Annotated in this window: 23 protein-coding genes; 17 read left to right on the top strand and 6 right to left on the bottom strand. The window is 71.0% G+C overall.

The genetic code is table 11. From position 1 onward, the window contains the following. The first annotated feature begins 55 nt into the window (after positions 1 to 55). The 8 genes from V5O40_RS13800 (at position 56) to V5O40_RS13835 (ending at position 11031) form a co-directional block, all read left to right on the top strand. Positions 56 to 2203, top strand: a complete 2148-nt coding sequence (locus V5O40_RS13800) for a S9 family peptidase (protein ID WP_332905792.1) — start codon at positions 56 to 58, stop codon at positions 2201 to 2203. Positions 2204 to 2300: 97 nt separating this feature from the next. Further along, a complete protein-coding gene (locus tag V5O40_RS13805) occupies positions 2301 to 2849 on the top strand; it encodes a Uma2 family endonuclease (RefSeq protein ID WP_332905793.1) in 549 nt (182 codons plus the stop codon). Between the two features lie 32 nt (positions 2850 to 2881). Further along, positions 2882 to 4318 carry a TldD/PmbA family protein gene (locus V5O40_RS13810; protein ID WP_332905794.1) on the top strand — a complete coding sequence of 479 codons (1437 nt, stop codon included), beginning with the start codon at positions 2882 to 2884 and terminating at the stop codon, positions 4316 to 4318. Positions 4319 to 4391: 73 nt separating this feature from the next. After that, the gene (locus V5O40_RS13815; protein WP_332905795.1) at positions 4392 to 5876 is read left to right on the top strand and encodes a TldD/PmbA family protein; all 1485 of its coding nucleotides are present in this window, start codon (positions 4392 to 4394) and stop codon (positions 5874 to 5876) included. Positions 5877 to 6135: 259 nt separating this feature from the next. After that, on the top strand, positions 6136 to 6942 hold the full coding sequence (locus V5O40_RS13820) for a hypothetical protein (protein WP_332905796.1): 807 nt from the start codon (positions 6136 to 6138) through the stop codon (positions 6940 to 6942). Positions 6943 to 6953: 11 nt separating this feature from the next. Then, positions 6954 to 8900, top strand: coding sequence for a fumarate reductase/succinate dehydrogenase flavoprotein subunit (locus V5O40_RS13825; protein ID WP_332905797.1), 1947 nt, complete (start codon positions 6954 to 6956; stop codon positions 8898 to 8900). Beyond that, positions 8900 to 9970, top strand: a complete 1071-nt coding sequence (locus tag V5O40_RS13830) for a succinate dehydrogenase/fumarate reductase iron-sulfur subunit (RefSeq protein WP_332905798.1) — start codon at positions 8900 to 8902, stop codon at positions 9968 to 9970. The genes V5O40_RS13825 and V5O40_RS13830 overlap by 1 nt, the downstream gene beginning before the upstream one ends. A gap of 131 nt (positions 9971 to 10101) precedes the next feature. Next, complete coding sequence (locus V5O40_RS13835) at positions 10102 to 11031, top strand: hypothetical protein (protein WP_332905799.1); 930 nt, start codon at positions 10102 to 10104, stop codon at positions 11029 to 11031. A gap of 79 nt (positions 11032 to 11110) precedes the next feature. Here the strand turns inward: V5O40_RS13835 and V5O40_RS13840 are convergent, their stop codons facing one another. Then, a complete protein-coding gene (locus V5O40_RS13840; RefSeq protein ID WP_332905800.1) occupies positions 11111 to 11548 on the bottom strand; it encodes a (deoxy)nucleoside triphosphate pyrophosphohydrolase in 438 nt (145 codons plus the stop codon). 183 nt (positions 11549 to 11731) lie between these two features. Here V5O40_RS13840 and V5O40_RS13845 point away from each other — a divergent pair, with 183 nt between their 5' ends. From V5O40_RS13845 to V5O40_RS13870, 6 genes are all read left to right on the top strand, one after another. Then, the gene (locus V5O40_RS13845; protein ID WP_164447772.1) at positions 11732 to 12037 is read left to right on the top strand and encodes a 4a-hydroxytetrahydrobiopterin dehydratase; all 306 of its coding nucleotides are present in this window, start codon (positions 11732 to 11734) and stop codon (positions 12035 to 12037) included. Positions 12038 to 12076: 39 nt separating this feature from the next. Next, positions 12077 to 12439 carry a PH domain-containing protein gene (locus V5O40_RS13850; protein ID WP_093405480.1) on the top strand — a complete coding sequence of 121 codons (363 nt, stop codon included), beginning with the start codon at positions 12077 to 12079 and terminating at the stop codon, positions 12437 to 12439. A gap of 280 nt (positions 12440 to 12719) precedes the next feature. Further along, positions 12720 to 13754 carry a hypothetical protein gene (locus V5O40_RS13855; RefSeq protein WP_332905801.1) on the top strand — a complete coding sequence of 345 codons (1035 nt, stop codon included), beginning with the start codon at positions 12720 to 12722 and terminating at the stop codon, positions 13752 to 13754. After that, positions 13714 to 13887 carry a hypothetical protein gene (locus V5O40_RS13860; RefSeq protein ID WP_332905802.1) on the top strand — a complete coding sequence of 58 codons (174 nt, stop codon included), beginning with the start codon at positions 13714 to 13716 and terminating at the stop codon, positions 13885 to 13887. Before V5O40_RS13855 ends, V5O40_RS13860 begins: the two co-directional genes overlap by 41 nt. 248 nt (positions 13888 to 14135) lie before the next feature. Next, the gene (locus V5O40_RS13865; RefSeq protein WP_332905803.1) at positions 14136 to 14870 is read left to right on the top strand and encodes a class I SAM-dependent methyltransferase; all 735 of its coding nucleotides are present in this window, start codon (positions 14136 to 14138) and stop codon (positions 14868 to 14870) included. Positions 14871 to 14957: 87 nt separating this feature from the next. Continuing rightward, the gene (locus V5O40_RS13870; RefSeq protein WP_332905804.1) at positions 14958 to 15680 is read left to right on the top strand and encodes a SanA/YdcF family protein; all 723 of its coding nucleotides are present in this window, start codon (positions 14958 to 14960) and stop codon (positions 15678 to 15680) included. Between the two features lie 89 nt (positions 15681 to 15769). On the opposite strand, the gene V5O40_RS13875 is transcribed toward V5O40_RS13870, so the two are convergent. From V5O40_RS13875 to V5O40_RS13890, 4 genes are all read right to left on the bottom strand, one after another. Continuing rightward, positions 15770 to 16642, bottom strand: coding sequence for an LPXTG cell wall anchor domain-containing protein (locus V5O40_RS13875; RefSeq protein ID WP_332905805.1), 873 nt, complete (start codon positions 16640 to 16642; stop codon positions 15770 to 15772). Between the two features lie 52 nt (positions 16643 to 16694). Beyond that, positions 16695 to 16817 (bottom strand): hypothetical protein, encoded by a 123-nt coding sequence (locus V5O40_RS13880; protein WP_332905806.1) that lies wholly within the window; start codon positions 16815 to 16817, stop codon positions 16695 to 16697. Positions 16818 to 16858: 41 nt separating this feature from the next. Further along, positions 16859 to 17944, bottom strand: coding sequence for a redox-regulated ATPase YchF (gene ychF / locus V5O40_RS13885; protein ID WP_332905807.1), 1086 nt, complete (start codon positions 17942 to 17944; stop codon positions 16859 to 16861). Between the two features lie 76 nt (positions 17945 to 18020). Continuing rightward, on the bottom strand, positions 18021 to 19022 hold the full coding sequence (locus V5O40_RS13890; RefSeq protein ID WP_332905808.1) for a hypothetical protein: 1002 nt from the start codon (positions 19020 to 19022) through the stop codon (positions 18021 to 18023). A gap of 229 nt (positions 19023 to 19251) precedes the next feature. On the opposite strand from V5O40_RS13890, the gene V5O40_RS13895 reads away from it, so the two are divergent. After that, positions 19252 to 20031: a hypothetical protein gene (locus V5O40_RS13895; RefSeq protein WP_332905809.1), complete on the top strand. Its 780-nt coding sequence runs from the start codon at positions 19252 to 19254 to the stop codon at positions 20029 to 20031. 335 nt (positions 20032 to 20366) lie between these two features. On the opposite strand, the gene V5O40_RS13900 is transcribed toward V5O40_RS13895, so the two are convergent. Next, positions 20367 to 20852, bottom strand: coding sequence for a hypothetical protein (locus V5O40_RS13900; protein WP_332905810.1), 486 nt, complete (start codon positions 20850 to 20852; stop codon positions 20367 to 20369). A 149-nt stretch (positions 20853 to 21001) separates the two neighbouring features. Between V5O40_RS13900 and V5O40_RS13905 the strand changes: the two genes are divergently transcribed. Together V5O40_RS13905 and V5O40_RS13910 are read left to right on the top strand one after the other, a co-directional pair. Beyond that, positions 21002 to 22495 carry a DNA-3-methyladenine glycosylase 2 family protein gene (locus V5O40_RS13905; RefSeq protein ID WP_332905811.1) on the top strand — a complete coding sequence of 498 codons (1494 nt, stop codon included), beginning with the start codon at positions 21002 to 21004 and terminating at the stop codon, positions 22493 to 22495. Between the two features lie 68 nt (positions 22496 to 22563). Continuing rightward, positions 22564 to 23079, top strand: coding sequence for a methylated-DNA--[protein]-cysteine S-methyltransferase (locus V5O40_RS13910; RefSeq protein WP_332905812.1), 516 nt, complete (start codon positions 22564 to 22566; stop codon positions 23077 to 23079). Positions 23080 to 23129 lie beyond the last annotated feature (50 nt).

The following is a 23129-nucleotide window of genomic DNA, read 5'->3' on the forward strand; positions in this document are numbered from 1 at the left end:
ACGCGTCCGCGCAGGTCGCTCACATCCGGCCCGGTACCGGCCTACGATCTGGCCTGTGGACTTTCCCGAGCTGGCCGCCCGCACCCGCAGGTTCAGCCACGGGGCGCCGCGTGCCGTCTCCGTGGCCGAAGACGGTGCCCGGGTGGTCTTCCTACGCTCGGCCGGGCCGGAGGATCCGGCCGACGCGCTGTGGCTGCTGGACGTGGCGACCGGCACCGAACGGCTGGTCGCCGATCCGGGCGCGCTGCTCGGCACCGACGCCGACCCCGACGCGCTGAGCCCGGGGGAACGGGCCCGGCGGGAGCGGCTGCGGTTGAGTGCCTCCGGCATCGGCTCGTACGCCCTCGACGCCACCGGTCGGGTGGCGGTGTTCTCGCTGGCCGGCCGGCTCTTCCGGGCCGACCTTGTGCACGGCGACGTGATCGAGGTGCCCACCGTCGGGCCGGTGCTCGACCCCCGGCCGGACCCGAGCGGACAGCGGCTGGCCTACGTGACCGACGCGGCCGAGGGCGTCCGCCGCGGCGAGCTACGGGTGATCGACAGCGACGGCGCCGACACCATCCTGGCCGGCGAGGACTCCGGCGTGCTCTGGGGGCTGGCCGAGCACATCGCGGCCGAGGAGTTCGGGCGGCACCGCGGCTACTGGTGGGCTCCCGACGGTCGCTCGGTGCTCGCCGCCCGGGTCGACGAGACTCGGCTGCCCCGCTGGCACCTGCACGATCCGGCGCAGCCTGGCAGCCCGCCGACAAGCGTCGCGTACCCGGTGGCGGGCGGCCCGAACGCCGAGGTCAGCCTGCACCTGCTCGACCTCGACGGCGGGTGGGTCGACGTGCACTGGGACCGGGAGACCTACCCGTACCTGACCGCGGTGCACTGGGGCGAGGGCGCCCCGCTGATCACCGTGCTGCGCCGCGCCCAGCAGCACGGTCTGGTGCTCGCCGTCGATCCGCGTACCGGAGAGACCCAGGTGCACGCCGAGCTGGCCGACCCACGCTGGGTCGAACCGATCCCGGGCACCCCCGCGCACCTGCCCGACGGGCGGGTGCTGGTCGGTGGCGAGCTGGCCCACGACGGGTACGACGCCCGCTGCCTGTTCGCCGACGGCACCCTGCTCACCCCGCCCTCGCTGTACGTGCGCCGGGTGGTCGGCCGGCTGGCCGGCGGCGGCGGTCCGGCGGACCTGCTGGTCGAGGCGAGCGACGGCGAACCGAGCGAACAGCACCTGTTCCGGGTCCGGACCAGCATCGGCGGCGGGGTGGACGCCCGCCGGCTGACCAGCGACGCCGGCTGGCACGTCGGCGCGGTCGGTGGTGGCGTGCTGGTCATCGGCAGCGCCTCGCTGGATCACGCGGGCGTGCGGTGGACGGTGCTCCAGGGAGATCGGGAGGTGGGCACGCTGCGGTCGCTGGCCGCCACGCCCAGCTACTCCCCGCTGCCGCTGCTGGAGCGGGTGACCGACCGGCGGCTCCCCGCCGCGGTGCTCTACCCGGACAACCACGTCACCGGCCGCCGGCTGCCGGTCCTGCTGGACGTCTACGGCGGGCCGGGCCACCAGGAGGTGGTGGCCGCCCGCTCGGCCTGGCTGGAGCGGCAGTGGTGGGCCGACGCCGGTTTCGCGGTGGTGGTCACCGACAACCGGGGCACGCCGGGCATCGCCCCGTCGTACGAGAAGGCCATCCACCGACGGGTCGCCGACGTGGTCCTGCTCGACCAGGTGGAGGCGCTCACCGCGCTCGCCGACAAGCACCCGGACCTGGACCTGGACCGGGTCGCGGTGCGTGGCTGGTCGTTCGGCGGCTGGCTGGCCGGCCTGGCGGTGCTGCGGCATCCGGAGCTGTTCCGGTGCGGCATCGCCGGCGCGCCGGTCACCGACTGGGCCCTGTACGACACCGCGTACACCGAGCGGTACCTGGGTCTGCCCGCCGACGGGGAGGACGTCTACGCGCACCACTCACTCGTGGAACTGGCCGCCGAGCCGGTCACCGACCCGGCACACGCCCGCCCGCTGCTGCTGGTGCACGGCATGGTCGACGACAACGTGGTGGCGGCGCACACGCTGCGGCTGTCGGCGGCGTTGCTGGCCACCGGCCGGCCGCACTCGGTGCTGCCGCTGACCGGCGCCACCCACATGGCCACCGGCGGCCTCGCCGAACGCCTCCTCCGCCTCGAACTCGACTTCCTCCGCACCCACCTCGGCACGTGAGCCGCGGCTACGTTCGACGCCGTGCCACTCGCACGAAGGGTGCGACGATGGAGACGACCTGGCAGGCAGGATCCCGGCGAGACGAGCGGAGGTGACCATGACCGTGGCGGTGTTCGACCACGAGGGCCCGTGGACCGAGGAGGAGTACCTCGCCCTCGGCGAGACCTCCCAGCGCGTCGAACTCTTCGACGGGAGCCTGCACGTGACCCCCGCCCCCACCCCACGCCACCAGCGGATATCACGAAAGCTGGGCAACATCCTGGAAGCGGCGGCCGAAGCCGTCGGTTTGGAACTGCTGGAAGCGGTGAACGTTCGGCTGCGACCAGGGCGCATTCCGATCCCGGATCTGGTGCTCATCAGACCGGTCAACCTGGACGACCCGTACATCGAGGCAGCCGACGTTCGACTTGTCTGCGAGATCATCTCGCCCGGCAATGCGGCAACGGACAACGTCCTCGAGATGCACTACTACGCCTCCGCCGGCATCGAGTGGTATCTGCTGGTCGAGCAGTCGACCGGCGGGCTCCGCCTCTATCAGCGGCATGGTTGTCACTACGTCGAGCATCAGGCGGCCGGGCGGGGCGCAGTGCTCGAGCTGAACGCACCCGTCAAGGCGAAGGTCCGCCCCGAGGATCTCGTACCCTGACGGTTGTCAGTCGGCTGGCCTAGGGTCGGGCCATGAGTGAGTTCGGGGTGGCCGAGGTGGCCGTGCAGGCGGCGCTGGACGCGGGCGCCCGCTACGCCGACGTCCGGGTGATGCATCGGCGCTACGAATCGATGTCCGCCCGCAACGGCGAGATCGAGTCACTGACCCAGGACGAGAGCGTCGGCCTGGGTGTCCGCGCGCTCGTCGGTTCGAGTTGGGGCTTCCACGCCGTACCGGAGCTGTCGGACCGGGCCGCGCGCGACGCCGGCCACCGGGCCGCGCGGACCGCGGCGGCCAGCGCGCTGGTTCCGGGCCCGCCCGTCGACCTGGTCGCGGTCGACCCGGTCACGGCGAGCTGGTCCGCACCCTGCGAGGTGGATCCGCTCCGCGTCTCCCTCGCCGTCAAGGGTGACCTGCTGGTGGCGGCCACCCGCACCATGGCCGAGCACGGTGCCGACCTCGCCGAGGGGCTCTACCAGGTCTGGGACACCGCGAAGTGGTTCGTCTCCAGCGAGGGGCACCGCATCGACCAGCGCATCCGCGAGTGCGGCGGTGGCATCTCGGCCACCTCCGTCGGCGCCGGTGAGACCCAACGCCGGTCCTGGCCGAGCTACCGCGGCCAGTACGGCACCACCGGCTGGGAGCTCGTCGACTCGCTGGAGTTGGGCGCGCACGCGGCGCGGATCGCCGAGGAGTCCCGGGCGCTGCTGACCGCGCCGCTCTGCCCCACCGGCGAGACCGACCTGATCCTCGGGGGCGAGCAGCTGGCCCTGCAGATCCACGAGTCGGTCGGGCACGCCATCGAGCTGGACCGGATCCTCGGCTGGGAGGCGGCCTTCGCCGGCACCTCGTGGTTGGATCTCGCGCAGCTCGGCTCGCTGCGTTACGGCTCCGAGCTGATGACCGTCACCATCGACCCGACCATTCCCGGCGCGCTGGGCAGCTTCGGCTACGACGACGAGGGCTCACCGGCGGTCAAGCGCGACGCGGTGCGGGACGGTCGTTGGGTGGGCGTGCTGGCGGGCCGGGACTCGGCGGCCGTCGCGGGCCTGGACCACGGCGGCAGCGTACGCGCCGACGGCTGGGCGCGGCTGCCGATGGTGCGGATGACGAACGTGGGCCTGGAGCCCGGTCCGCACACCCTGGAGGAGATCGTCGCCGCGACCGACAACGGGGTGCTGATGGACGTCAACCGGTCCTGGTCCATCGACGACAAACGGCTGAACTTCCAGTTCGGCTGCGAGATCGGCTGGGAGATCCGCAACGGCCGGCGGGGGCGGATGGTGCGTAACCCGACCTACACCGGCATCGGCCCGCTGTTCTGGCGCTCGATGGACATGCTCTCCTCGGAGACGATCCCGTGGGGCACCCCGAACTGTGGCAAGGGTCAGCCCGGCCAGATCGGGCACACCGGGCACCCGTCGGCCCCGGCGCGTTTCCGCAACGTCCGGGTGGGGGTACGCGCATGACCGGCCGCCGACGGACGACCCGTCGATGCGCGGTGGTGCCGCCGGGCGGTGTCGCCAACCGCGAGGAGACAGCGTGAGTGGCACGCCGGTGCGGGCCGGTGACGCCGTGTTGGACCTCGCCGGCCGGGTGGTGGATCTGGTCAGCCGGCTCGCCGGGACGGCCGCCCAGGCGGAGGTGACGGTGGTCCGGGCCGAGTCTGCGTTGACCCGGTTCGCCAACTCGGCGATCCACCAGAACGTGGCCGCGTCCTCCGTGAACGTCCGGCTGCGGGTCCACCTGGCCGGGCGTACCGCCGCCGGCAGCGGGAACGCGGTCACCGCCGACGGCTTGCGCGCGTTGGTGGAGCGGGTGCTGACGGCGGCCCGGTTCACCCCGCCGGATCCGGCCTGGCCGGGACTCACCCCCGCGGCACCGGTGGCGTCCGCGCCGGAATGGGATCCGGCGACCGCCCACGCGGGGCCGGACCAGCGGGCCGCCCTGGTCCGGGCGTTCGTGGACGCGGCGGGCGGGTTGGTGACCGCCGGTTACTGCCGCACGGGTCACCGGGTCACGGCCTTCGCCAACTCGGCTGGTCACTCGGCGCAGGGGCAGGCGGCCGAGGCGGCGATGGACGGGATCGCCCGGGCCGGCGGTGCGGACGGCACCGCCCGACAGCACGCCGACCGGGTCGCCGACCTCGACGGGGCCGGCCTGGGCCGGCGGGCCGCGGCGAAGGCCCGGGCGGCGGCCCACCCGGTCGAGCTGCCACCCGGACGCTATCCGGTGGTGCTGGAGCCGGCTGCCGTCGCGGACCTGCTGCAGAATCTGGCCTGGTACGGCTTCAACGGCCGGCGGTACGCCGAACGTCAGTCCTTCGCCGTCCCCGGTACGGCCCAGTTCGATCGCGCGGTGACCCTGGTCGACGATCCGTTGGCGGTCTCGGGGCTGCCGTTCGACCTGGAGGGCACTCCGACCCGGGCACTGACCCTGGTGGACGCGGGCACCACCAGGGCCGTCGCCCACGATCGGCGCAGCGCCGCCGAGCTGGGGGTCGCCTCGACCGGGCACGCCTGGGCCGGCGGCGCCACCTTCGGCCCGATTCCGCGCAACCTACGCCTCACCCCGGCCGGCACGGCGGGCGCAACCGACTCGTCGGGTGCCCCGCTGGCCGGGGGGCATGGGGTCGTCGATCCGGAACCGCCGGCCGCCGCCCTGGTCACCGGCGGCCCGGCGACGGACGGCGCGATCGGGGATCCGGACACCGCCGCCCTGGTCTCCCGGATGGAGCGCGGCCTGCTGGTCAGCGACCTCTGGTACACCCGGGTCCTGGATCCGTTGAGTCTGGTCGTCACCGGCCTGACCCGCAACGGGTTGTGGCTGGTCGAGGACGGCCGGGTGACCCGGGCGGTCCGCGATCTGCGCTTCACCGAGTCGTACCCGCGGGCGCTCGCCCCCGGGTCGGTGCTGGAGTTGGGCCGGCGCTCGGTACGCCTGCCGGACCGGACGGACGGCGTCTGGTGGGAGGGGCCGTCGTTGCGGCTGGCCTCGTGGAACTTCACCGGCGGGGCGTCCGGCTGACCGTTTGTCGATCTTTTCCGCACGCTCGTATATCGATCTTGACGAGAGGCTTTCCAAAGTGCGGGACACACGGGACACTGCCTTGCGCGGACGGCCCGCCTAGATCGGCGTAACGTGTGTCACTTAGCTGCTCCGGTACGCCGGCGCGGTCGTTGGTGTGCGCATGACGCGACAGGCGGGTGCGGGTTCGCCCGGGTCCGCGTGCCGCCCGTAAGTGTTCCGCCGCCCGTGACAGGGCCCCGTCAGGGAGACGACGCGAATGACATCATCGGCAACGAAACCGCGGGGTGTGCGCGCACGCGCCGCCATCGCGGCGAAGACGTTGCGGACGGACCGTTGGTGGTTTGCCCCGCTGATCACGGTCATCGGGCTCAGCGCGTGGGTAGCGTACGCGACGGTCCGGGTCTTCATGCACGACTTCTACTGGGTCGAGGATTACCACTACCTGACCCCGTTCTACTCGCCGTGCGTGACGGACCGGTGCCTGCCGGAGGCCGCCCACTTCGGGCGGTACCTGCCCGGCTGGTGGATCATCCCGGACGCCGCGTTCACCCTGCCGTTCCTGCTGCTGTTCCGGCTCACCTGCTACTACTACCGCAAGGCGTACTACCGGTCGTTCTGGCTGTCGCCGCCGGCCTGCGCGGTGCCCGACGGCCACGCCTCCTACGGGGGTGAGACCCGGTTCCCGCTGATCGTGCAGAACTCGCACCGGTACTTCTTCTACTTCGCCGCGATCATCTCGCTGATCAACACCTGGGACGCGATCCTGGCCTTCCACAGCCCCGAGGGCTTCGGCTTCGGGCTGGGCAACCTGATCCTGCTCGGCAACGTGGTCATGCTCTGGGCGTACACGATCTCCTGCCACTCCTGCCGGCACATCATCGGCGGGCGACTGAAGAACTTCTCCAAGCATCCCGTCCGCTACCGGGCCTGGGGATACGTCTCCTGGCTGAACGTCCGGCACATGCAGCTCGCCTGGATCACGCTCGGCACGCTGGCCCTGACCGACTTCTACGTCATGGCCGTCTCCGCCGAGTGGATCTCCGACCTGCGGTTCATCAACTGAGGGCCCCTGACATGACGACCACTACCACTCGCATCGAACGACACCACTACGACGTCGTCGTGATCGGGGCCGGCGGCGCCGGCCTGCGCGCGGCGATCGAGGCGCGGCTGGCCGGCAAGAAGACCGCCATCATCTCCAAGTCGCTGTTCGGCAAGGCGCACACGGTGATGGCCGAGGGCGGCGCCGCCGCGGCCATGGGCAACGTGAACAGCCGGGACAGCTGGCAGGTGCACTTCCGGGACACCATGCGTGGGGGCAAGTTCCTCAACAACTTCCGGATGGCGGAACTGCACGCCAAGGAGTCGCCGCAGCGGATCTGGGAGCTGGAGACCTACGGTGCGCTGTTCGACCGCACCAAGGACGGCAGGATCTCGCAGCGCAACTTCGGTGGCCACGAGTACCCCCGACTGGCCCATGTCGGCGACCGGACCGGTCTGGAGCTGATCCGCACCCTCCAGCAGAAGATCGTCTCGCTGCAGCAGGAGGACAAGCGCGAGCACGGTTCGTACGACGCTCGGATCAAGGTCTTCTCCGAGACCACCATCACCGAGCTGCTGCTCGACGGCGACCGCGTCGCCGGCGCCTTCGGCTACTACCGCGAGTCCGGCGAGTTCGTCCTCTTCGAGGCCCCCGCCGTGGTGCTCGCCACCGGCGGCGTCGGCCGGTCCTACAAGGTCACCTCCAACTCCTGGGAGTACACCGGGGACGGTCACGCGTTGGCGCTGCGGGCCGGGGCGACCCTGATCAACATGGAGTTCCTCCAGTTCCATCCGACCGGCATGGTCTGGCCGCCGTCGGTGAAGGGCATCCTGGTCACCGAGTCGGTACGCGGTGACGGTGGCGTCCTGAAGAACTCCGAGGGCAAGCGGTTCATGTTCGACTATGTCCCCGACGTCTTCCGCAAGCAGTACGCGGAGACCGAGGAGGAGGCGGACCGCTGGTACGACGACCCGGACAACAACCGGCGCCCGCCGGAGCTGCTGCCCCGCGACGAGGTCGCCCGGGCGATCAACAGCGAGGTCAAGGCCGGTCGGGGTACGCCGGCCGGCGGCGTCTACCTGGACATCGCCTCCCGGTTGCCGGCCGAGGAGATCCGTCGTCGCCTGCCGTCGATGCACCACCAGTTCAAGGGGCTGGCCGACGTCGACATCACCAAGGAGCCGATGGAGGTCGGCCCGACCTGCCACTACGTGATGGGCGGAGTGGAGGTCGACCCGGACAGCGGTGCCGCGTACGGCGCGGTGCGGGGGCTGTTCGCCGCCGGTGAGGTCTCCGGCGGCATGCACGGCTCCAACCGGCTCGGCGGCAACTCCCTGTCCGACCTGCTGGTCTTCGGCAAGCGGGCGGGGGGCCACGCGGCCACCTACGTCGACCAGCTCACCGGTCGGCCCCGGGTGACGGTGGCGGCGGTGGAGACCGCGGTGGAGACGGCCCTGGCGCCGTTGCAGCGGGACACCGGCGAGAACCCGTACACCCTCCAGCAGGACCTCCAGGCGGTGATGGGGGATCTGGTCGGCATCATCCGACGGGAGGCCGAGTTGGCCGACGCGCTGTCCCGCCTGGCGGAGCTGCGCGAGCGGGTGGCGAAGGTCAGCGCCTCCGGCGGTCGGCGGTACAACCCGGGCTGGCATCTGGCGCTGGACCTGCGCAACATGCTCGTCGTCTCGGAGTGCACCGCGAAGGCGGCGCTGGAGCGTCGCGAGTCGCGCGGCGGGCACACCCGCGAGGACTTCCCCACCATGGATCCGCAGTGGCGGCGGGTCAACCTGGTCTGCTCGCTGGTGGGCGACACCGTCCGGCTGGAGCGCAAGCCGCTGCCGAAGATGCGCTCCGAGCTGATCGGCCTGTTCGACCGCGCCGAGCTGGCCAAGTACCTCACCGACGAGGAGCTCACCGAGTTCGACGCCCTCGTCGCCGCCGATGCCGCCGCCGCTGACGTCGAGAAGGAGAACCGCTGATGGGGACGAAGCGCCAGTTCCGGATCTGGCGGGGTGACGCCGAGGGTGGCGACCTGCGGGACTACACGGTCGAGGTCAACGAGGGCGAGGTGGTCCTCGACGTGATCCACCGGTTGCAGGCCACCGACGCGCCCGACCTGGCCTGCCGGTGGAACTGCAAGGCCGGCAAGTGCGGCTCCTGCTCCATGGAGATCAACGGGATGCCCAAGCTCGGCTGCATGACCCGGATGTCGACGTTCGAGGAGAACGAGACGATCACGGTGACCCCGCTGCGGACGTTTCCGATCATCCGGGACCTGGTCACCGACGTGTCGTTCAACTACGAGAAGGCGCGGGAGACGCCCGCCTTCGCTCCCCCGGCCGATCTGGCTCCCGGCGACTACCGGATGCAGCAGGTCGACGTGGAGCGCTCGCAGGAGTTCCGCAAGTGCATCGAGTGCTTCCTGTGCCAGAACGTCTGCCACGTGATCCGTGACCACGACGAGAACAAGCAGGCGTTCTCCGGACCCCGGTACTTCATCCGGGCCGCGGAACTGGACATGCACCCGCTGGACACCAGGACCGACCGCAAGGACTACGCGCAGACCGAGCAGGGTCTGGGTTTCTGCAACATCACCAAGTGCTGCACCGAGGTCTGCCCCGAGCACATCAAGATCACCGACAACGGGATCATCCCCATGAAGGAACGGGTCGTCGACCGCAGGTACGATCCACTTGTGTGGCTCGGTAGCAAGATCTTCCGGAGGGGTCAGGTGCCTCAGACCAGCGTGACCAGCGGACACTCCCCGGGCGCGGTGCGCTCCAGCGCCGCGGGCGGCGGTGTGCACTCACACGCCGGCGGCTCCCACGACGCCCAGGCCGAGGTGCAGGCCCAGCAGGGCGTCAACTGGCACCGCGAGGTGCCCCACCCGACCGCCCCCGCGGTCGACGCCAGCGGCAAGCTCCCCCTCACGGAGCTGACCTTCGACCGCGCCGCGGCTCCGTCGCCCTTCGGCGACGACGTCACCTTCCCCCTCCCGCCCGAGCACCTGAACTTCGCCCACCCCGACCAGGACAAACCCCACCACTAACCCCTGCACCCTTCCGCGTTGATCATGAGGTTAGCGGCAGTAGTCGATCTCCACGATGCCGCTAACCTCATGATCAACAGGGTTGTCCACAGGGGCTGCGGTAGGGCGGGGAGGTTCGCCAGCCTGGGGGGATGGTTCGTGAGGGGTGGATTCGGCAGGTTGCGGCGGGGCAGGACGGGCTCGTGTGCCGGGAGCAGGCACTGGGGTACGGGTACACCCGGCATGAGGTCGACAATCTGGTCACCTCGGGGCGGTGGCAGTCGCCGGCTCGGGCGATCTATCTCCCGCAGCCGGTCTGGGCGGTCAAGCCGTCCCGGCGCCAACAGGTCCGGGCCGCCCTCATGTCGCTGGGACCGGCCGCCTACGCGGTCCACGGCACCGCTGCCGAACTCCACGGAATAGCCGGCCTGCCGAGGTCCGACGAGATCCACGTCGGTCTGCCGGGGACGGCCGCCAAGCGGGCGCGGGTCGGGCAGCCCGACGTCGTACTGCACCAACTGGGGCACCCGGCGGGTTCCCTGGTCAGCCTGGACGGGCTGCCCGCCACAGACGCCATCGCCACGGTCGGCGACGTGATCCTGCGGGTGGGGCGGTATCCGGCCGTATCGGTGCTGGACTCGGCTCTGAACCGGGGACTGCTGGTCGAAGACGACCTGGCGTCGATCGCCCACCAGATCAGGCGTCGACGGGGTGCGATCGCGGCCCGCGGATACCTCGCGGAGGCCGACGGGCGAGCCCAGTCCCCGCTGGAGACCCGCACCAGGCTGCGCTGTGTCGACGGCCGGGTGCCACCCGACGCGCTGCAACTGGAGATACGCGACGATGACGGATACCTGCTCGGCATCGGCGACCTCGGCTGGCGCGCGCCTCAGGTGATCGCGGAGGCCGACGGCCAGGCCCCGCACACCCTCCCGGACGCAATCTTCACCGATCGCCGCCGCCAGAACCGCCTGGCCAACGCCGGCTGGACAATCCTCCGCTTCACCTGGCAGGACACCCTCGACCCCGCCTACATCCCCTGGATCGTGCGCCAGGCCTTGGCCACGTCCCGCCACCGTTGATCATGAGGTTAGCGGCATCGTGGAGATCGACAACTGCCGCTAACCTCATGATCAACGCGGAACGGTCAACGCGGAGTGGTCAGGGGGTCAGGAGGGGGCGGAGGGCGGCGACTATGGGGGCGTCGGCGGGGAGCCAGGTGACGGTGTCCAGGTCGGTGGCGGAGAGCCAGCGCAGGGCGGAGTGTTCGAGGGCCTGAGGCTCGTCGTCGTGCAAGAGGCGGGCGGCGTACACCTTCAGCACCGACCGGCCGTGTGCCATCCGGACGTCACGGCCGATGCGCGCACCGATCTCCACGCGTACGGCCAGTTCCTCGACGCACTCGCGGGCCAGCGCCGCCGTCTCGGTCTCACCCGGCTCCACCTTGCCGCCGGGAAACTCCCACATGCCCGCCACCTCGGGCGGGGCGGATCTGGCACAGGCCAGCACCCGTCCGTCCCTGATGATGGCCGCGCCGACGATCACCTTCGGATCGCGCCGTACGGCGTTTCCGCCGCCGTTCGCCCGTTCGGTCCGCACGGCCGTCCAGGGTGCCAGATCAATCGGCGGTTTGGGTAGCGTGGTCGTCCGTCAGGCCAGGAATACCCGGAAGTGTGGGCGTGGACACACCCTCCGTGCGACGTAAGACTAGGAGCACCGACAAAGACACGGGGCGGCGACGATTTGGCCACAAGCCGGCAACGAAGCCTGGGAGGAGCGGTGATGCGTGCGCTGTTCGGCGGTCGGACGAAGCACGACTACCTCAGCGACGCCCTCACCCTACTGTCCGGTTGGACGCGTGAGGGCGAGCAGATCCGACGGACTCTCGTCATCGACGACACGCAACACGCGGCGCTCACCGAGCGGGTGAAGGTGGTCGCCGACGCACTGCATCTGCGACCGGAGATCAGCCGGCGCGCCGATCACACCCAGATCCGGGTCGGGCACGGCAACGAGCCCCTCTCCGAGGGCGAGGTCCTCCTGGCCGCCCGCATCGAGGACGCCTACCGCGCGGTCACCGAGAGCTGACGGTGCGTCCGCTGGCGGACGCTGCCTACCGTGGGCTTCATGGCCAACGCGACCTATGACCGCAAGGAACAGTTCCAGCAGATCCAGAGCGGCCTGCTCGACGGTGAACAGATCATCGCCGTCTACGACGCCGTCGGCACCGGCACCGGGTTCATCGGGCTGACCGACCGGCGCGTCATCATCCAGGACCGCTCGTTCGTCGGCAAGAAGTACGCGATCACCAGCATCCCGTACTCGAAGATCACCAGCGTGAGCGTGGTCAGCAACAAGTCCTGGGGTGGCTCGTTCTTCTCCACCGGCGCGATCGCCATCCACGTCGGCACGCACACCTACGAGGTGGAGTTCCGGGGCGACCAGAAGAGCCACCACGTCCACAACGTCATCCTGCACTACATCAGCTGACCGACCCCGCAGGCGCAGCGCCTCCTGCAGCGTCGCGGCCCGAGCGGTCAGCCGCCATCCACGTCGGCCCTCGCGGGTGCGGACGGCAGCCACCTTCCCGCCGGGGCAGCCACTGAATCACCACTGCCAGGGAGGACGCCCCCTCCTCCGGGGGAGGTGGCCCGGCGCTGCTCGTTCCTACCGTGAGCGCATGAAGAGGCACGGACGGCGCGACGACGTCGCTGTCACTCGCGATGACCGCGACAAACGGTACGGGGACCGCGACCATGGTGGCCGAGCCGTGACGATCAACAGGCACCTTCGAATCGTCGCTGCGGTGTGGCAGATCGCATACACCCTGGTCCACATGTCGTTCACCACCAACGGTGGGCCACGCTTCCTGAACGGTCGGGAATCCTACTTTCCCGGCGGATGGGTTCCCGTGGTGCTCGGCGCCCTCGCGGCGGTCGGATGCCTCAGCGCAGCAGTGACCGCCCGCAGCGAGCTGAGCGACGCCAACCGCTACGTGCTCGCCGGGTTCAACGCGGTCGCGGGCGCCGCCCTGTGCGGGTACTCGTTCCTGTTCCCGGTGGTCGTGGTATCGCTGCTGTTCGAGGGCGCCCGACCCGGCAGTCTCGCCAGCCTGCTGGTGACGGGCAGCGGCATCATCGGCGGAATTCTCTGCCTGATCATCGCCGCGGGCGAGCGGCGGCTGGCCGCACAGCCTTGCGCGGCCTGCGGACGCGCCCACGGAAGGTCACCGGAAAGCCGGTTGGAGCCGGCGCCCACCTGGGCCTTCACCGGCGCCTACCTCGCCGTCGCCGGTTTCCTGGCTCGGATGAGCGTGTGGCTCAGCGACACGATCGTCGGCCGCTGGCCGTCCGCAGCGAGCCGGGCGAGCGGCATGTCGTGGACCGCGATGGCGGTGTTCATGGTGCTGATGGGCCTGGCCGGCACGCTGTTGCCGCTGGCCCTGGCGCACCGCTGGGGTCGAGTCTGGCCGGCCTGGTCGGGGCCGCTGCGCGGTCGGGCGGTGCCTCGGTGGCTGGTGCTCGGTCCTGGCCTGTTCACAGGGGCGAGCCTGACCGCGTACTTCGGCATCGCTGGGATGACCGCCTGGATCCGAGGCGATCTCGGCGGCCCGTTTCCCCGCTTGGCATTGGAGATGGGCGGCTACACGCTCTGGGGTGCTGGGCTGCTGGTGGCCGCCGCGTCGTACTTCGCGCTGACCCGGCCCCCGTGCCCGCGGCTGGACACCCAGAGCACCGGTCAACCCGTCGCACGCGATGCTCCCGGTGTCGAACCATGTCGGTATCGCCGAGGCGAGCCCCGCTGATCCATTCACGATCACCGGCGCCCTGGTCGGCCTGCCCATCTTCCTGGCGTGGGCGGTGGCGCTCCCCGTCGCCGGCTGGTCGTACTTCCGGCGTACCCGCCGAGCGGCCCAGCCCTTCTCGAAGAAGCCGTGACCACGGCCTGACCCGCCAGCGTTCCGCCCTCCCGAGGCGGCGGTGCCCATCAAACCCGGTTGCCGTCGGCCATCGATGCCGATTGACTCACCAGCGAACCGCACGAAGGGAGCGACGACATGAGGCACATCAGGACGCCCAGGCAGCGCGTAGACATCGTCAACCCCATCGAATCGAGGCTTCGTGCGTACGTGGGAATCATCGAACAAGGCGCCGTGCGGCGCCGGTAGCAACGACGGAGGCCGCTGATGTCGGTCTTCGACGATCCGGGACACTTCGGCCGGCTCTGGGCCGACACCTATGACCTGCCGGGCGGCGTACCCGACCCGGCACCGGCGGTGGAGTTCCTCGCCGAGCTGGCCGGCGACGGCCCCGCGCTGGAACTGGCCATCGGCACCGGACGGGTCGCCCTTCCGCTGGCCGAACGCGGGATCAGAGTGGAGGGGGTCGAGGCGTCACCGGAGATGGTCGCGAAGATTCGGGCCAAGCCCGGTGGCGGCGACATCCCGGTGGCCATCGGCGACATGGCGGATGTGCCGGTGACCGGCCCATACACAATGGTGTTCCTGGTCTTCAACACCCTGTTCAACCTGGTACGCGCCCAGCGGCAGGCGGACTGCTTCCGTAACGTGGCCCGCGTGCTCGCTCCCGGCGGCGCGTTCGTCATCGAGACGTTCGTGCCCGACCCGGCGGACTTCGACCGGGACGAGCAGGTCCAGATACGGGAGGTGACCGAGGACTCGGCCACCATCCGCCTGCACCGGTACGACCGGGAGGCGCAGACGTTCCTCCGGCAGACCATCACGTTCCACTCCGCCGGGGTGCACCTGCACCCGTTCGCGATGCGTTACCTGTGGCCGGAGCAGATCGACGAGCTGGCGGAGCAGGCCGGTCTCCGGCTCGCCGCGCGGTACGCCGACTGGGACCGGTCACCCTTCGGCCCGGACCGCACCTCACACGTCTCCGTGTACCGGCTCGGGTGATCCACTGCGCGGGTACGGCGGTCCGGCCGTCGTACCCGCGCCACAGCGCGCACTGATCGGCTCGCGCCGGGCTGGGATACTGGCCGCATGCCGATCCGTGCGTCACTGACGGCCAGACTTCGACAGATCCGGGACCGAGGCCGTGGGCGTTGGCTACGCCGGGCGGTGCTGGCCGGAGTGTTCGGTGTGGTGCTGCTGACCGCCGGCGTGTGGGCGAGCGCGAGTTGGATCCGCTCCGGCGCGCAGGGGCGCACCCACCCGGTCGCGACGGTGCCCGAGGCCCCGGTCGCCCTGGTCCTGGGCACCCGGGTCCGGCCCGACGGCACACCGGCACCGTTCCTCGCCGCCCGGCTGGAGATCGCTCGCGAGCTGTACGTCACCGGCAAGGTCCGGGCGATCCTGGTCTCCGGCGACAACATGCGCCACGAGTACAACGAGCCTGAGGCGATGCAGCGCTGGCTGGTCGAGCAGGGTGTGCCGGCCGACAAGGTGGTGCTCGACCATGCCGGCTTCGACACGTACGACTCGTGCGCCCGGGCGAAGCGGATCTTCGGGGTGGAGCGGGCGACGGTGGTGACCCAGCAGTTCCACCTGGCCCGCGCCGTCACGGTCTGCCGGCACCTCGGCATCGACGCCAACGGCGTCGGCGACGAGACCGCCCGGGAGCTGAGCCACCGCACCTGGCGGATCAGCTCCGCCCGGGAGTACGGTGCCGGTCTCAAGGCCGCACTGGACGTGCTCTCCCGCCGCGACCCGGTGCATCTCGGCGACCGGGAGACCGGCATCGACGACGCCCTGCGCGCCGGCTGACACCGCCGCGACGGCCGGTCCGTCACTTCCCACACAGCAGGGCCGGCGCCTCGACCGTCCGACGCGCTCGGACGGTCGAGGCGGCGCGCCTACGCCACGAAGCGGGTACGGCGGCGACGGGCGATCAGGTAGGCGGCACCGCCGAGGAGCAACAGCAGTCCACCCACCGCAGCCACCGTCCCGGTCCGGGTGCCGGTAACCGGCAACCCGCCACCCTGACCGTCATCGTCGCCGGGTGCGCCCGGGCTGGCCGGAGGGGCGTCCGTCGGCGTAGCGGTGGGCGTGGCCGTCGGGGTCGCGGTGGGCGTGGCGGTCGGGGTCGGCGTCGGGGTGGTCTTGAGTACGACGCCGACGAAGCCGAGCGGGTTCGGCGGCTCCAGACCCACCAGCGGTGCCGTCGGGGCGGCCAGCGTCAGCGGGCCACCGGTGCCCCGGACCGCGCTGGTGCCCTGCCCGGCCCAGTCGTCGGCCAGCTTCTGGATGCCGCCGAGCCGGTCGACGTACTCCTTGCTGCGCCAGAAGTGGATGATCGACGAGATGTTCTCCGGGCGGGCGTCCGGCTTGGTGGCGATGCCGGCGCCCAGCGCCGCCAGGCTCGCGCCCGGGGCGAGCTCGACGTCGAACTCGCACCAGGCCGACTCCTGGTTGCTGTCGACGCCGTACCAGCAGTTCTCGTACGTCCTGGTGAAGTCCAGGTCGTTGAGGATCCGGATGTGCACGACCAGACCGTCGACCGGCGCGTCCCCCTTGTTGGTGACGCCGATCAGGGCGGGCACGTCCTCACCCTGACCAACCAGGTAGCCGCGGCGGCCGTCGGTCGGCGGGTGCTGCTCGGTGCCGGCCGCGAGCCTCGCCGAGTCGGGTGCCGGCCGGGCCGGAGCGGCAGCGGCGGGCGCGGCGGCGAGACCGGCCGCGAGGAGTGCGGCGCTGACAGCGCACAGGGCAGAACGAGGCGTGGTCAAGGGAACCCCCGTGGATCTCCGTCGATGACCGCGTCACGCTACCCGAGCCGGGTTACGCCGCGCAGAACGCCAGCCGTCTATTCGGGTGGGCCGCGGCCGCGTACCACACGATCAGGTGCAGCAGGGCCAGGGCGGGGTTGGTCTTCCAGGGCTCCTGCGGCGTGAACATCGGCACCTGCCGAGTGTCCCGCCTCGCTGCGGCGCCCGCTGCCCGCCTCAGACGTTGAAGCGGAACTCGACCACGTCGCCGTCCTGCATCACGTACTCCTTGCCCTCGATGCGGACCTTGCCCGCCGCCTTCGCCGCAGTCATCGAACCGGCCTCGACCAGGTCGGCGTAGGAGACCACCTCGGCCTTGATGAAGCCACGCTGGAAGTCGGAGTGGATCACCCCGGCGGCCTCCGGGGCGGTCGCGCCGACCGGCACGGTCCAGGCCCGCGCCTCCTTGGGGCCGGCGGTGAGGTACGTCTGGAGGCCGAGCGTGCGGAATCCCACCCGAACCAGCTGGTCCAGCCCGGGCTCGGACTGCCCGATCGACTCCAGCAGTTCCCGGGCCTCCTCCTCGGGCAGGTCCACCAACTCGGACTCGATCTTGGCATCCATGAAGACCGCCTCGGCCGGTGCCACCAGCGCCCGGAGTTCGTCGAGGAACTGGGCGTTGTTCAGCTCGGCCTCGTCGACGTTGAAGACGTAGAGGAACGGCTTGGTGGTGAGCAGGTGCAGCTCACGCAGGTGCTCCAGCTCGATGTTGGCCGCCGCCGCACCGGCGTAGAGGGTGGTGCCGTTGTCCAGCACCTCGACCGCGGCCTTCGCGGCGGCCACCGCGGCCGCCCGGTCCTTACGGAGCTTGGCCTCCTTCTCCAGCCTGGGCAGCGCCTTCTCCAGCGTCTGCAGGTCGGCGAGGATCAGCTCGGTGTTGATCGTCTCGATGTCGTCGGCCGGTGAGACCTTGCCGTCGACGTGCACCACGTTCGGGTCGGAGAAGGCCCGCACCACCTGGCAGATCGCGGCGGCGTCCCGGATGTTGGCCAGGAAGGCGTTGCCCCGTCCCTGGCCCTTCGAGGCGCCGCGCACCAGGCCGGCGATGTCGACGAACGACACCGGGGCGGGGATCACCTTCTGCGAGCTGAAGATCTCGGCGAGCTTCTGCAGCCGCTCGTCCGGCAGCCCGACCACGCCGACGTTGGGCTCGATGGTCGCGAACGGGTAGTTCGCGGCGAGCACGTCGTTCTTGGTCAACGCGTTGAACAGGGTGCTCTTGCCGACGTTGGGCAGGCCGACGATGCCGATGGTGAGACTCACGACGAGCCAGCTTACGCGCTCCACCGCCGAACCTGGGCAGGCAGCCCCGGCGCGGCCGACGCAGCGGGCGCCACGGTCAAGAGCCGGTCCTGACCAGCCGGAGTTGATCTATCACCGTGGTGGCCAGCCTCCCGTCGCCGGCGGAAAGGGGCAGGTGCCGCAGCGTCAGTCGGTGGGCGCCGGCGGTGAGCCGGACCGTGCCGTGCGACGTCCAGCCGGTCAGCCGGTACCGGGCTGCCGACTCGGCGAACTCGCCAACCGGTCGATCATCGACGAGGTACGTCGTTCTCCCCGCATTCGGCCCGAGCAGGCGAACGTCGAACAGCTCGTAGTCACCGCCCTCGGGAACGGTGACCGTGACGGTGAATGAATCGTACGGTCGGGCGAAGAAACCCAGTGCGTACCCTTCGGTGTAGCCGTAGTGGCAGCAGTCGTTGGTGACCCACAGCTCGCAGGCCCGCCCGTCACATGCCGGGCGGGCCGGCGCCCCGCCGACCGTCACCGTCGTCGCGGGCTCATGGACCAACGCCTCCATGTTGAGAGTCACCACGACGCTGGTGGACGGGCTGACCGACGGGGTTGCCGGCGAGGCAGCCGGCGGGCCGACCGGCTGCGCGGCCGCGGGCACGCGGCCCGGGCGAAACAGGGACACTCCGACGGCCAGCAACGCGACCGCGAGAACCGCCGCTCCGACCGTGGCGAGAAGCCACCGCCGTCGGCGCGGCCGCTCGGCCGGCCGGCGCACCTCGACAACCACCCGGCCACTGAACCGGGAACTCTCCTCCGGCGGCGAACCGGCCGAGGAAACCAGCGCACGCACCTCGTACCTGCCGGCCGGCACCTCGGCCGGCACGTTCACCGTCACCAGGTACGAGACGGTGCTGTTGGCAGGGACGGCGCGCTGTGGTCGGTCGATGGTGAACCACGACGGTGGCACACCGTCGTCGGGGGCGAGGCGCAGCACTGCGGTGTCCGACGTCGCACTGGGATTGGAAACCGTGAAGACGATCTCGCCGTGCCCGGCCTGATCGAGAGTGAGGTGTGCGACGACCGCGTCGACCGTCCAGGCTGTGGTCATGAATCGACTCCGAGGAAGTCCGACAATCGTGGGTTTTTGAACTGTAGAAGAACGAGTCACCAGAGTGACGGTCAGAGTCACATGAACGACCGTCAATTCGACTCCGAGGGCCCCACCTCGACATTTCTGCAACTGACCGGGAGCGGACAACCAGCCTGTCGGATCAACTACCTGTTTCGTACCGCCGGGCCCGCTAGACATCAAATACAAGCGACCGGCGGGAGCTCGGATGAAGATTGTGACGGAAACCGCGACACACGAGATCGTCGCGTACGAGCAGGGTGAGCAGGCCCCGCTCGGCTACCAGCAGGGTGACGGGAAGTGCTACCGGGTGACGGAGGGCAGCGATCCGGGCCTCCGGTACCGGCTGCGGGTGCCGCTGTTGCCGAACACCCAACTGAAGGTGTGGCAGGGCCTGATTGAACCCCAGGTGGTGGCGGACCTGCTGGCCGACGACCCGGTGACGACGTCCGTGCCGCTGAACGGCACCGTCCGGGACGCCGCCAAGGTGACGCTCGCCTGCGGACTCGTCGGCGTGCACAAACCGGCGGCGTCGGACGACGAGTGGACCGGTTTGCACTGGGCGGAGATCGCCGCGTACCAGGTGGACCGCGCGATCGGCCTCGACTGCGTACCGGTGACCGTGCTCCGCCAGCAGCCGGTGGCCGGCTCCATCCAGCTCTGGGTCGACGGGTTGACCCACCTGGCGACAGCCCCACCCGAGGTGCTTCTCTTCGACCGGCTGATCGCGAACTCCGATCGCGGCAACGAGAACTCACCGAACTTCAAGGCGCACCCGCACGCCCCTCGGCACTGTGTCGCCTTCGACAACGGCTGCTCGTTCACCGCGACCGTCCTCGACGGCAAGCAAGGCGTCGAGGCGCCGGACCCGACGCTGGTCGCCCGGCTCACCACGCTGAAGGTCGATGATTTGTACGGTCTTCCCCCACAGAGCCGGGTCGACCTGGCCGACCGGGTCAAAAAGCTGCATGTCCTGTTCACCGCGTAGGCCACTCCACGGATCGGCATCGACGAGGAGGGACTCATGCTCACCGAGACCGAAATGAGTTACCCCGGCACGTCCTGGTTCGTGTTGCGGGCCGACGACGGACGACTGGTACGACCTTTCGATCTGTTCGTGCTCGATCACGATTTGCGGCCCACCGGCAAGAAGTACGTCCTCGAACAACGGGAGCCGGACCAATTCGAGGCGATGCATCGGCGACTATTGGAAGAGGTAATCGTCCAGCTTCCGGTCGGGACAGACCGCTGCGCCGGTCAACTGGCTGGGCACCCCATCCCCGCGGTCGGCGCTGCCGTTCCCGTCGGGAGCCGGTGGCGGCGTCAGTCCCGCTCGGCCGGTGCAGGCTGGCGCGGTGGCCCGTTACCCGCCCAGGGCGACACCCGCGGCGCGAGTTCGCCCGCTGCGGCGAGCGGCAGCGAGAACCGGTCGGCGGCCACCGGGCTGGCCGCGTACGACTCACGCAGCATCCAGTGGATCTCATCGGCCGTCCAGCCCAGCGTCGGCCGGGCCGCGATCTCCCGCAGCAGCCGCCGTGCGGCACGGGTGTCGTCGTCGTAGAAGCGCATGCACCAGTGGTGCACCCACATCCCGAGGGCGCGCACCCCGTCCGGTTCGAGCGAGCCGACCAGCCGGCCGCAGGCGGTGTCGCCGAAGGCGCGACCGGGGTCGTCGGCGCGGTCCCGCTCGATGGCACCGACCGCGGCCGGAGCCACGGCGCGCATCCGCCGATAGAAGCGCTGGACCACTGTCGGGTCGGGTGCCGGGTGCTCGTGTCCCGACGCCGCCCGACCCGCCACGCTCACCATTGCCGCACCCTTCTGAAGTTGGTGGCCGCACGCTACCCACCACAACCGACAGTTCTCCTCCCCCTGCCCGTCCCGCCCAGCCGAGCGACGGAGGGTGTGGTCCGAATTCCGCGAGCCGGGTGGGTGTCGGCAGGCGCATCATCGGTGACGTGGAACTTGACTTCGAGCGGTGCTACCGGGCCGTCGACAGCCGTGACCAGCGGTTCGACGGTTGGTTCTACACCGGCGTGACCTCGACCGGGATCTACTGCCGGCCGTCCTGTCCGGCGATGACCCCGAAGCGGCGTAACGTGCGCTTCTTCCCGTCGTCGGCGGCGGCCCAGCGGGCCGGGCTGCGCGCCTGCCGTCGCTGCCGACCGGACGCCTCCCCCGGCTCACCCCAGTGGGACGTACGGGCCGACGTGGTGGGTCGGGCGATGCGACTGATCGCCGACGGCGTGGTCGACCGTGACGGGGTACCCGGGCTGGCCGCCCGGCTCGGCTACACCGAACGGCACCTGCACCGGATGCTGCGGGCGGAACTCGGCGCGGGGCCGTTGGCACTGGCCAGGGCGCAGCGCGCGCAGACCGCCCGGACCCTGATCGAGACGACCGGGCTGGGGCTGGCCGAGATCGCGTTCGCCGCCGGCTTCGGCAGCGTCCGGCAGTTCAACGACACCGTACGCGCGGTGTACGGCACACCGCCGTCGCAGTTGCGCACCGGAAACGGCGCGTCGGTCGGCGGCGCGGGCACGGTCACCCTACGGCTGGCGTACCGGCCGCCGCTGCACGCCGTCGCGCTGCTGGACTTTCTCGCCCGGCGCACGCTGCCCGGGGTCGACGAGGTGGTCGACGGGGCGTACCGGCGGGGGCTGCGGTTGCCGCACGGCCCCGGCGAAGCCACCCTGATTCCGGCGACCGACCACGTGGCGGCGACGCTACGGCTGGCCGATCTGCGCGATCTGGCTCCCGCCGTGGCCCGGTGCCGGCGCCTGTTCGACCTGGACGCGGATCCGGTCGCCGTCGACCAGACGCTCGCCGCCGACCCCGCGCTGGCCGCGCCGGTGGCGGCCGAGCCAGGGGTACGCGTGCCCCGCGCGGCGGACGGCTTCGAGATGGCCGTTCGCGCCATCGCCACCCAGCAGGTCTCCCTGGTCTCCGCCCGCACCACCCTCACCCACCTCCTCGACCACACCGGCACCGTTGATCAAGAAGTTCTGGTCTCGGAGAGCGCTTCCGGCCGGCGCAATGCTCTTGGTCAACGGGATGGGGCGCAGAGTGGGGCGCTGCGCGGGTTCGCCACCGCGGAGGAGGTGCTGGGGGTGCCGGATTCGGGCTTCCGGATGCCGGGCGGGCGGCGCGAGACGATCCGGGCGGTGGCGCGGGCGGTTGCGGCCGGTGAGCTTGACCTGGAGCCGGGGGGCGACCGGGAGGAGACGGTGCGTCGGCTGACCGCGATCCCGGGCGTCGGCGCCTGGACCGCCGGCTACCTGGCCATGCGCGCGCTCGGCGACCCAGACACGTTCCTCCCCACCGACCTCGCGGTACGTCGCGGGGCCGCCGCCCTCGGCCTCACCGACAGTCCCGCAACCCTCGACGGGCACGCCGGCCGCTGGCGTCCCTGGCGGTCGTACGCCGTCATCCGCCTCTGGCGATCGGCGTAAGCCCGGCCGACCGGCCGCGCCTCGACCCGATCGTGCAGAGCAGCATCGACGAAACCCTGGAGAGCGACATGAGCAGTGCCACCAACATGATCGACAGCACCGTCGTCGACACCCCCGCCGGGCCGTTCACCATTCTCGTCGGTCCCGACGGCGCGGTGCGGGCGTCGGGCTTCGCCGCGGACCCGGCGAACCTGCTGCCGCTGGTACACCCGAGCCTGCGCGGTGAGCCGCGACATCGGCCGGACCTCGGCCCGGTCAGCGCGGCCGTCGCCCACTACCTCGCCGGCGACCTGGCCGCGATCGACGACATCCCGGTCGAACAGCACACCGGCGGGGTGTTCATGGCACACGCCTGGCAGGTGTTGCGCGACGTCAAACCGGGCGCACCGGTCACCTACACCGGGTACGCCGCCCTGGCCGGCCGTCCCACCGCGGTACGCGCCGCCGCCGCGGCCTGCGCCCGCAACGCCGCCGCCCTCTTCGTCCCCTGCCACCGGGTGCTGCGCACCGACGGCACGCTCGGCGGCTACCGCTGGGGGCTCCCGGTGAAACGCTGGCTCTTCGACCACGAACGCCTCAGCTGACGCGGCGTCCAGCCCGACTCCGCCGAACTCGAACGCCGCCCAGACCTCGC

The sequence above is a fragment of the Micromonospora palythoicola genome (assembly GCF_036689795.1).
In the GTDB taxonomy this organism is placed as follows: Bacteria; Actinomycetota; Actinomycetes; order Mycobacteriales; family Micromonosporaceae; genus Micromonospora; species Micromonospora palythoicola.

Excerpts from the sequence above, each read along its gene's own strand:
- V5O40_RS13805 (WP_332905793.1), top strand. The coding sequence starts at position 2,301 with ATGACCGTGGCGGTGTTCGACCACGAGGGCCCGTGGACCGAGGAGGAG.
- V5O40_RS13895 (WP_332905809.1), top strand. The coding sequence starts at position 19,252 with ATGAAGATTGTGACGGAAACCGCGACACACGAGATCGTCGCGTACGAG.
- V5O40_RS13865 (WP_332905803.1), top strand. The coding sequence starts at position 14,136 with ATGTCGGTCTTCGACGATCCGGGACACTTCGGCCGGCTCTGGGCCGAC.
- V5O40_RS13810 (WP_332905794.1), top strand. The coding sequence starts at position 2,882 with ATGAGTGAGTTCGGGGTGGCCGAGGTGGCCGTGCAGGCGGCGCTGGAC.
- V5O40_RS13910 (WP_332905812.1), top strand. The coding sequence starts at position 22,564 with ATGAGCAGTGCCACCAACATGATCGACAGCACCGTCGTCGACACCCCC.
- V5O40_RS13890 (WP_332905808.1), bottom strand. The coding sequence starts at position 19,022 with ATGACCACAGCCTGGACGGTCGACGCGGTCGTCGCACACCTCACTCTC.
- V5O40_RS13850 (WP_093405480.1), top strand. The coding sequence starts at position 12,077 with ATGGCCAACGCGACCTATGACCGCAAGGAACAGTTCCAGCAGATCCAG.
- V5O40_RS13820 (WP_332905796.1), top strand. The coding sequence starts at position 6,136 with ATGACATCATCGGCAACGAAACCGCGGGGTGTGCGCGCACGCGCCGCC.
- V5O40_RS13835 (WP_332905799.1), top strand. The coding sequence starts at position 10,102 with ATGGTTCGTGAGGGGTGGATTCGGCAGGTTGCGGCGGGGCAGGACGGG.
- V5O40_RS13830 (WP_332905798.1), top strand. The coding sequence starts at position 8,900 with ATGGGGACGAAGCGCCAGTTCCGGATCTGGCGGGGTGACGCCGAGGGT.
- V5O40_RS13870 (WP_332905804.1), top strand. The coding sequence starts at position 14,958 with ATGCCGATCCGTGCGTCACTGACGGCCAGACTTCGACAGATCCGGGAC.
- V5O40_RS13845 (WP_164447772.1), top strand. The coding sequence starts at position 11,732 with ATGCGTGCGCTGTTCGGCGGTCGGACGAAGCACGACTACCTCAGCGAC.
- V5O40_RS13900 (WP_332905810.1), bottom strand. The coding sequence starts at position 20,852 with ATGGTGAGCGTGGCGGGTCGGGCGGCGTCGGGACACGAGCACCCGGCA.
- V5O40_RS13825 (WP_332905797.1), top strand. The coding sequence starts at position 6,954 with ATGACGACCACTACCACTCGCATCGAACGACACCACTACGACGTCGTC.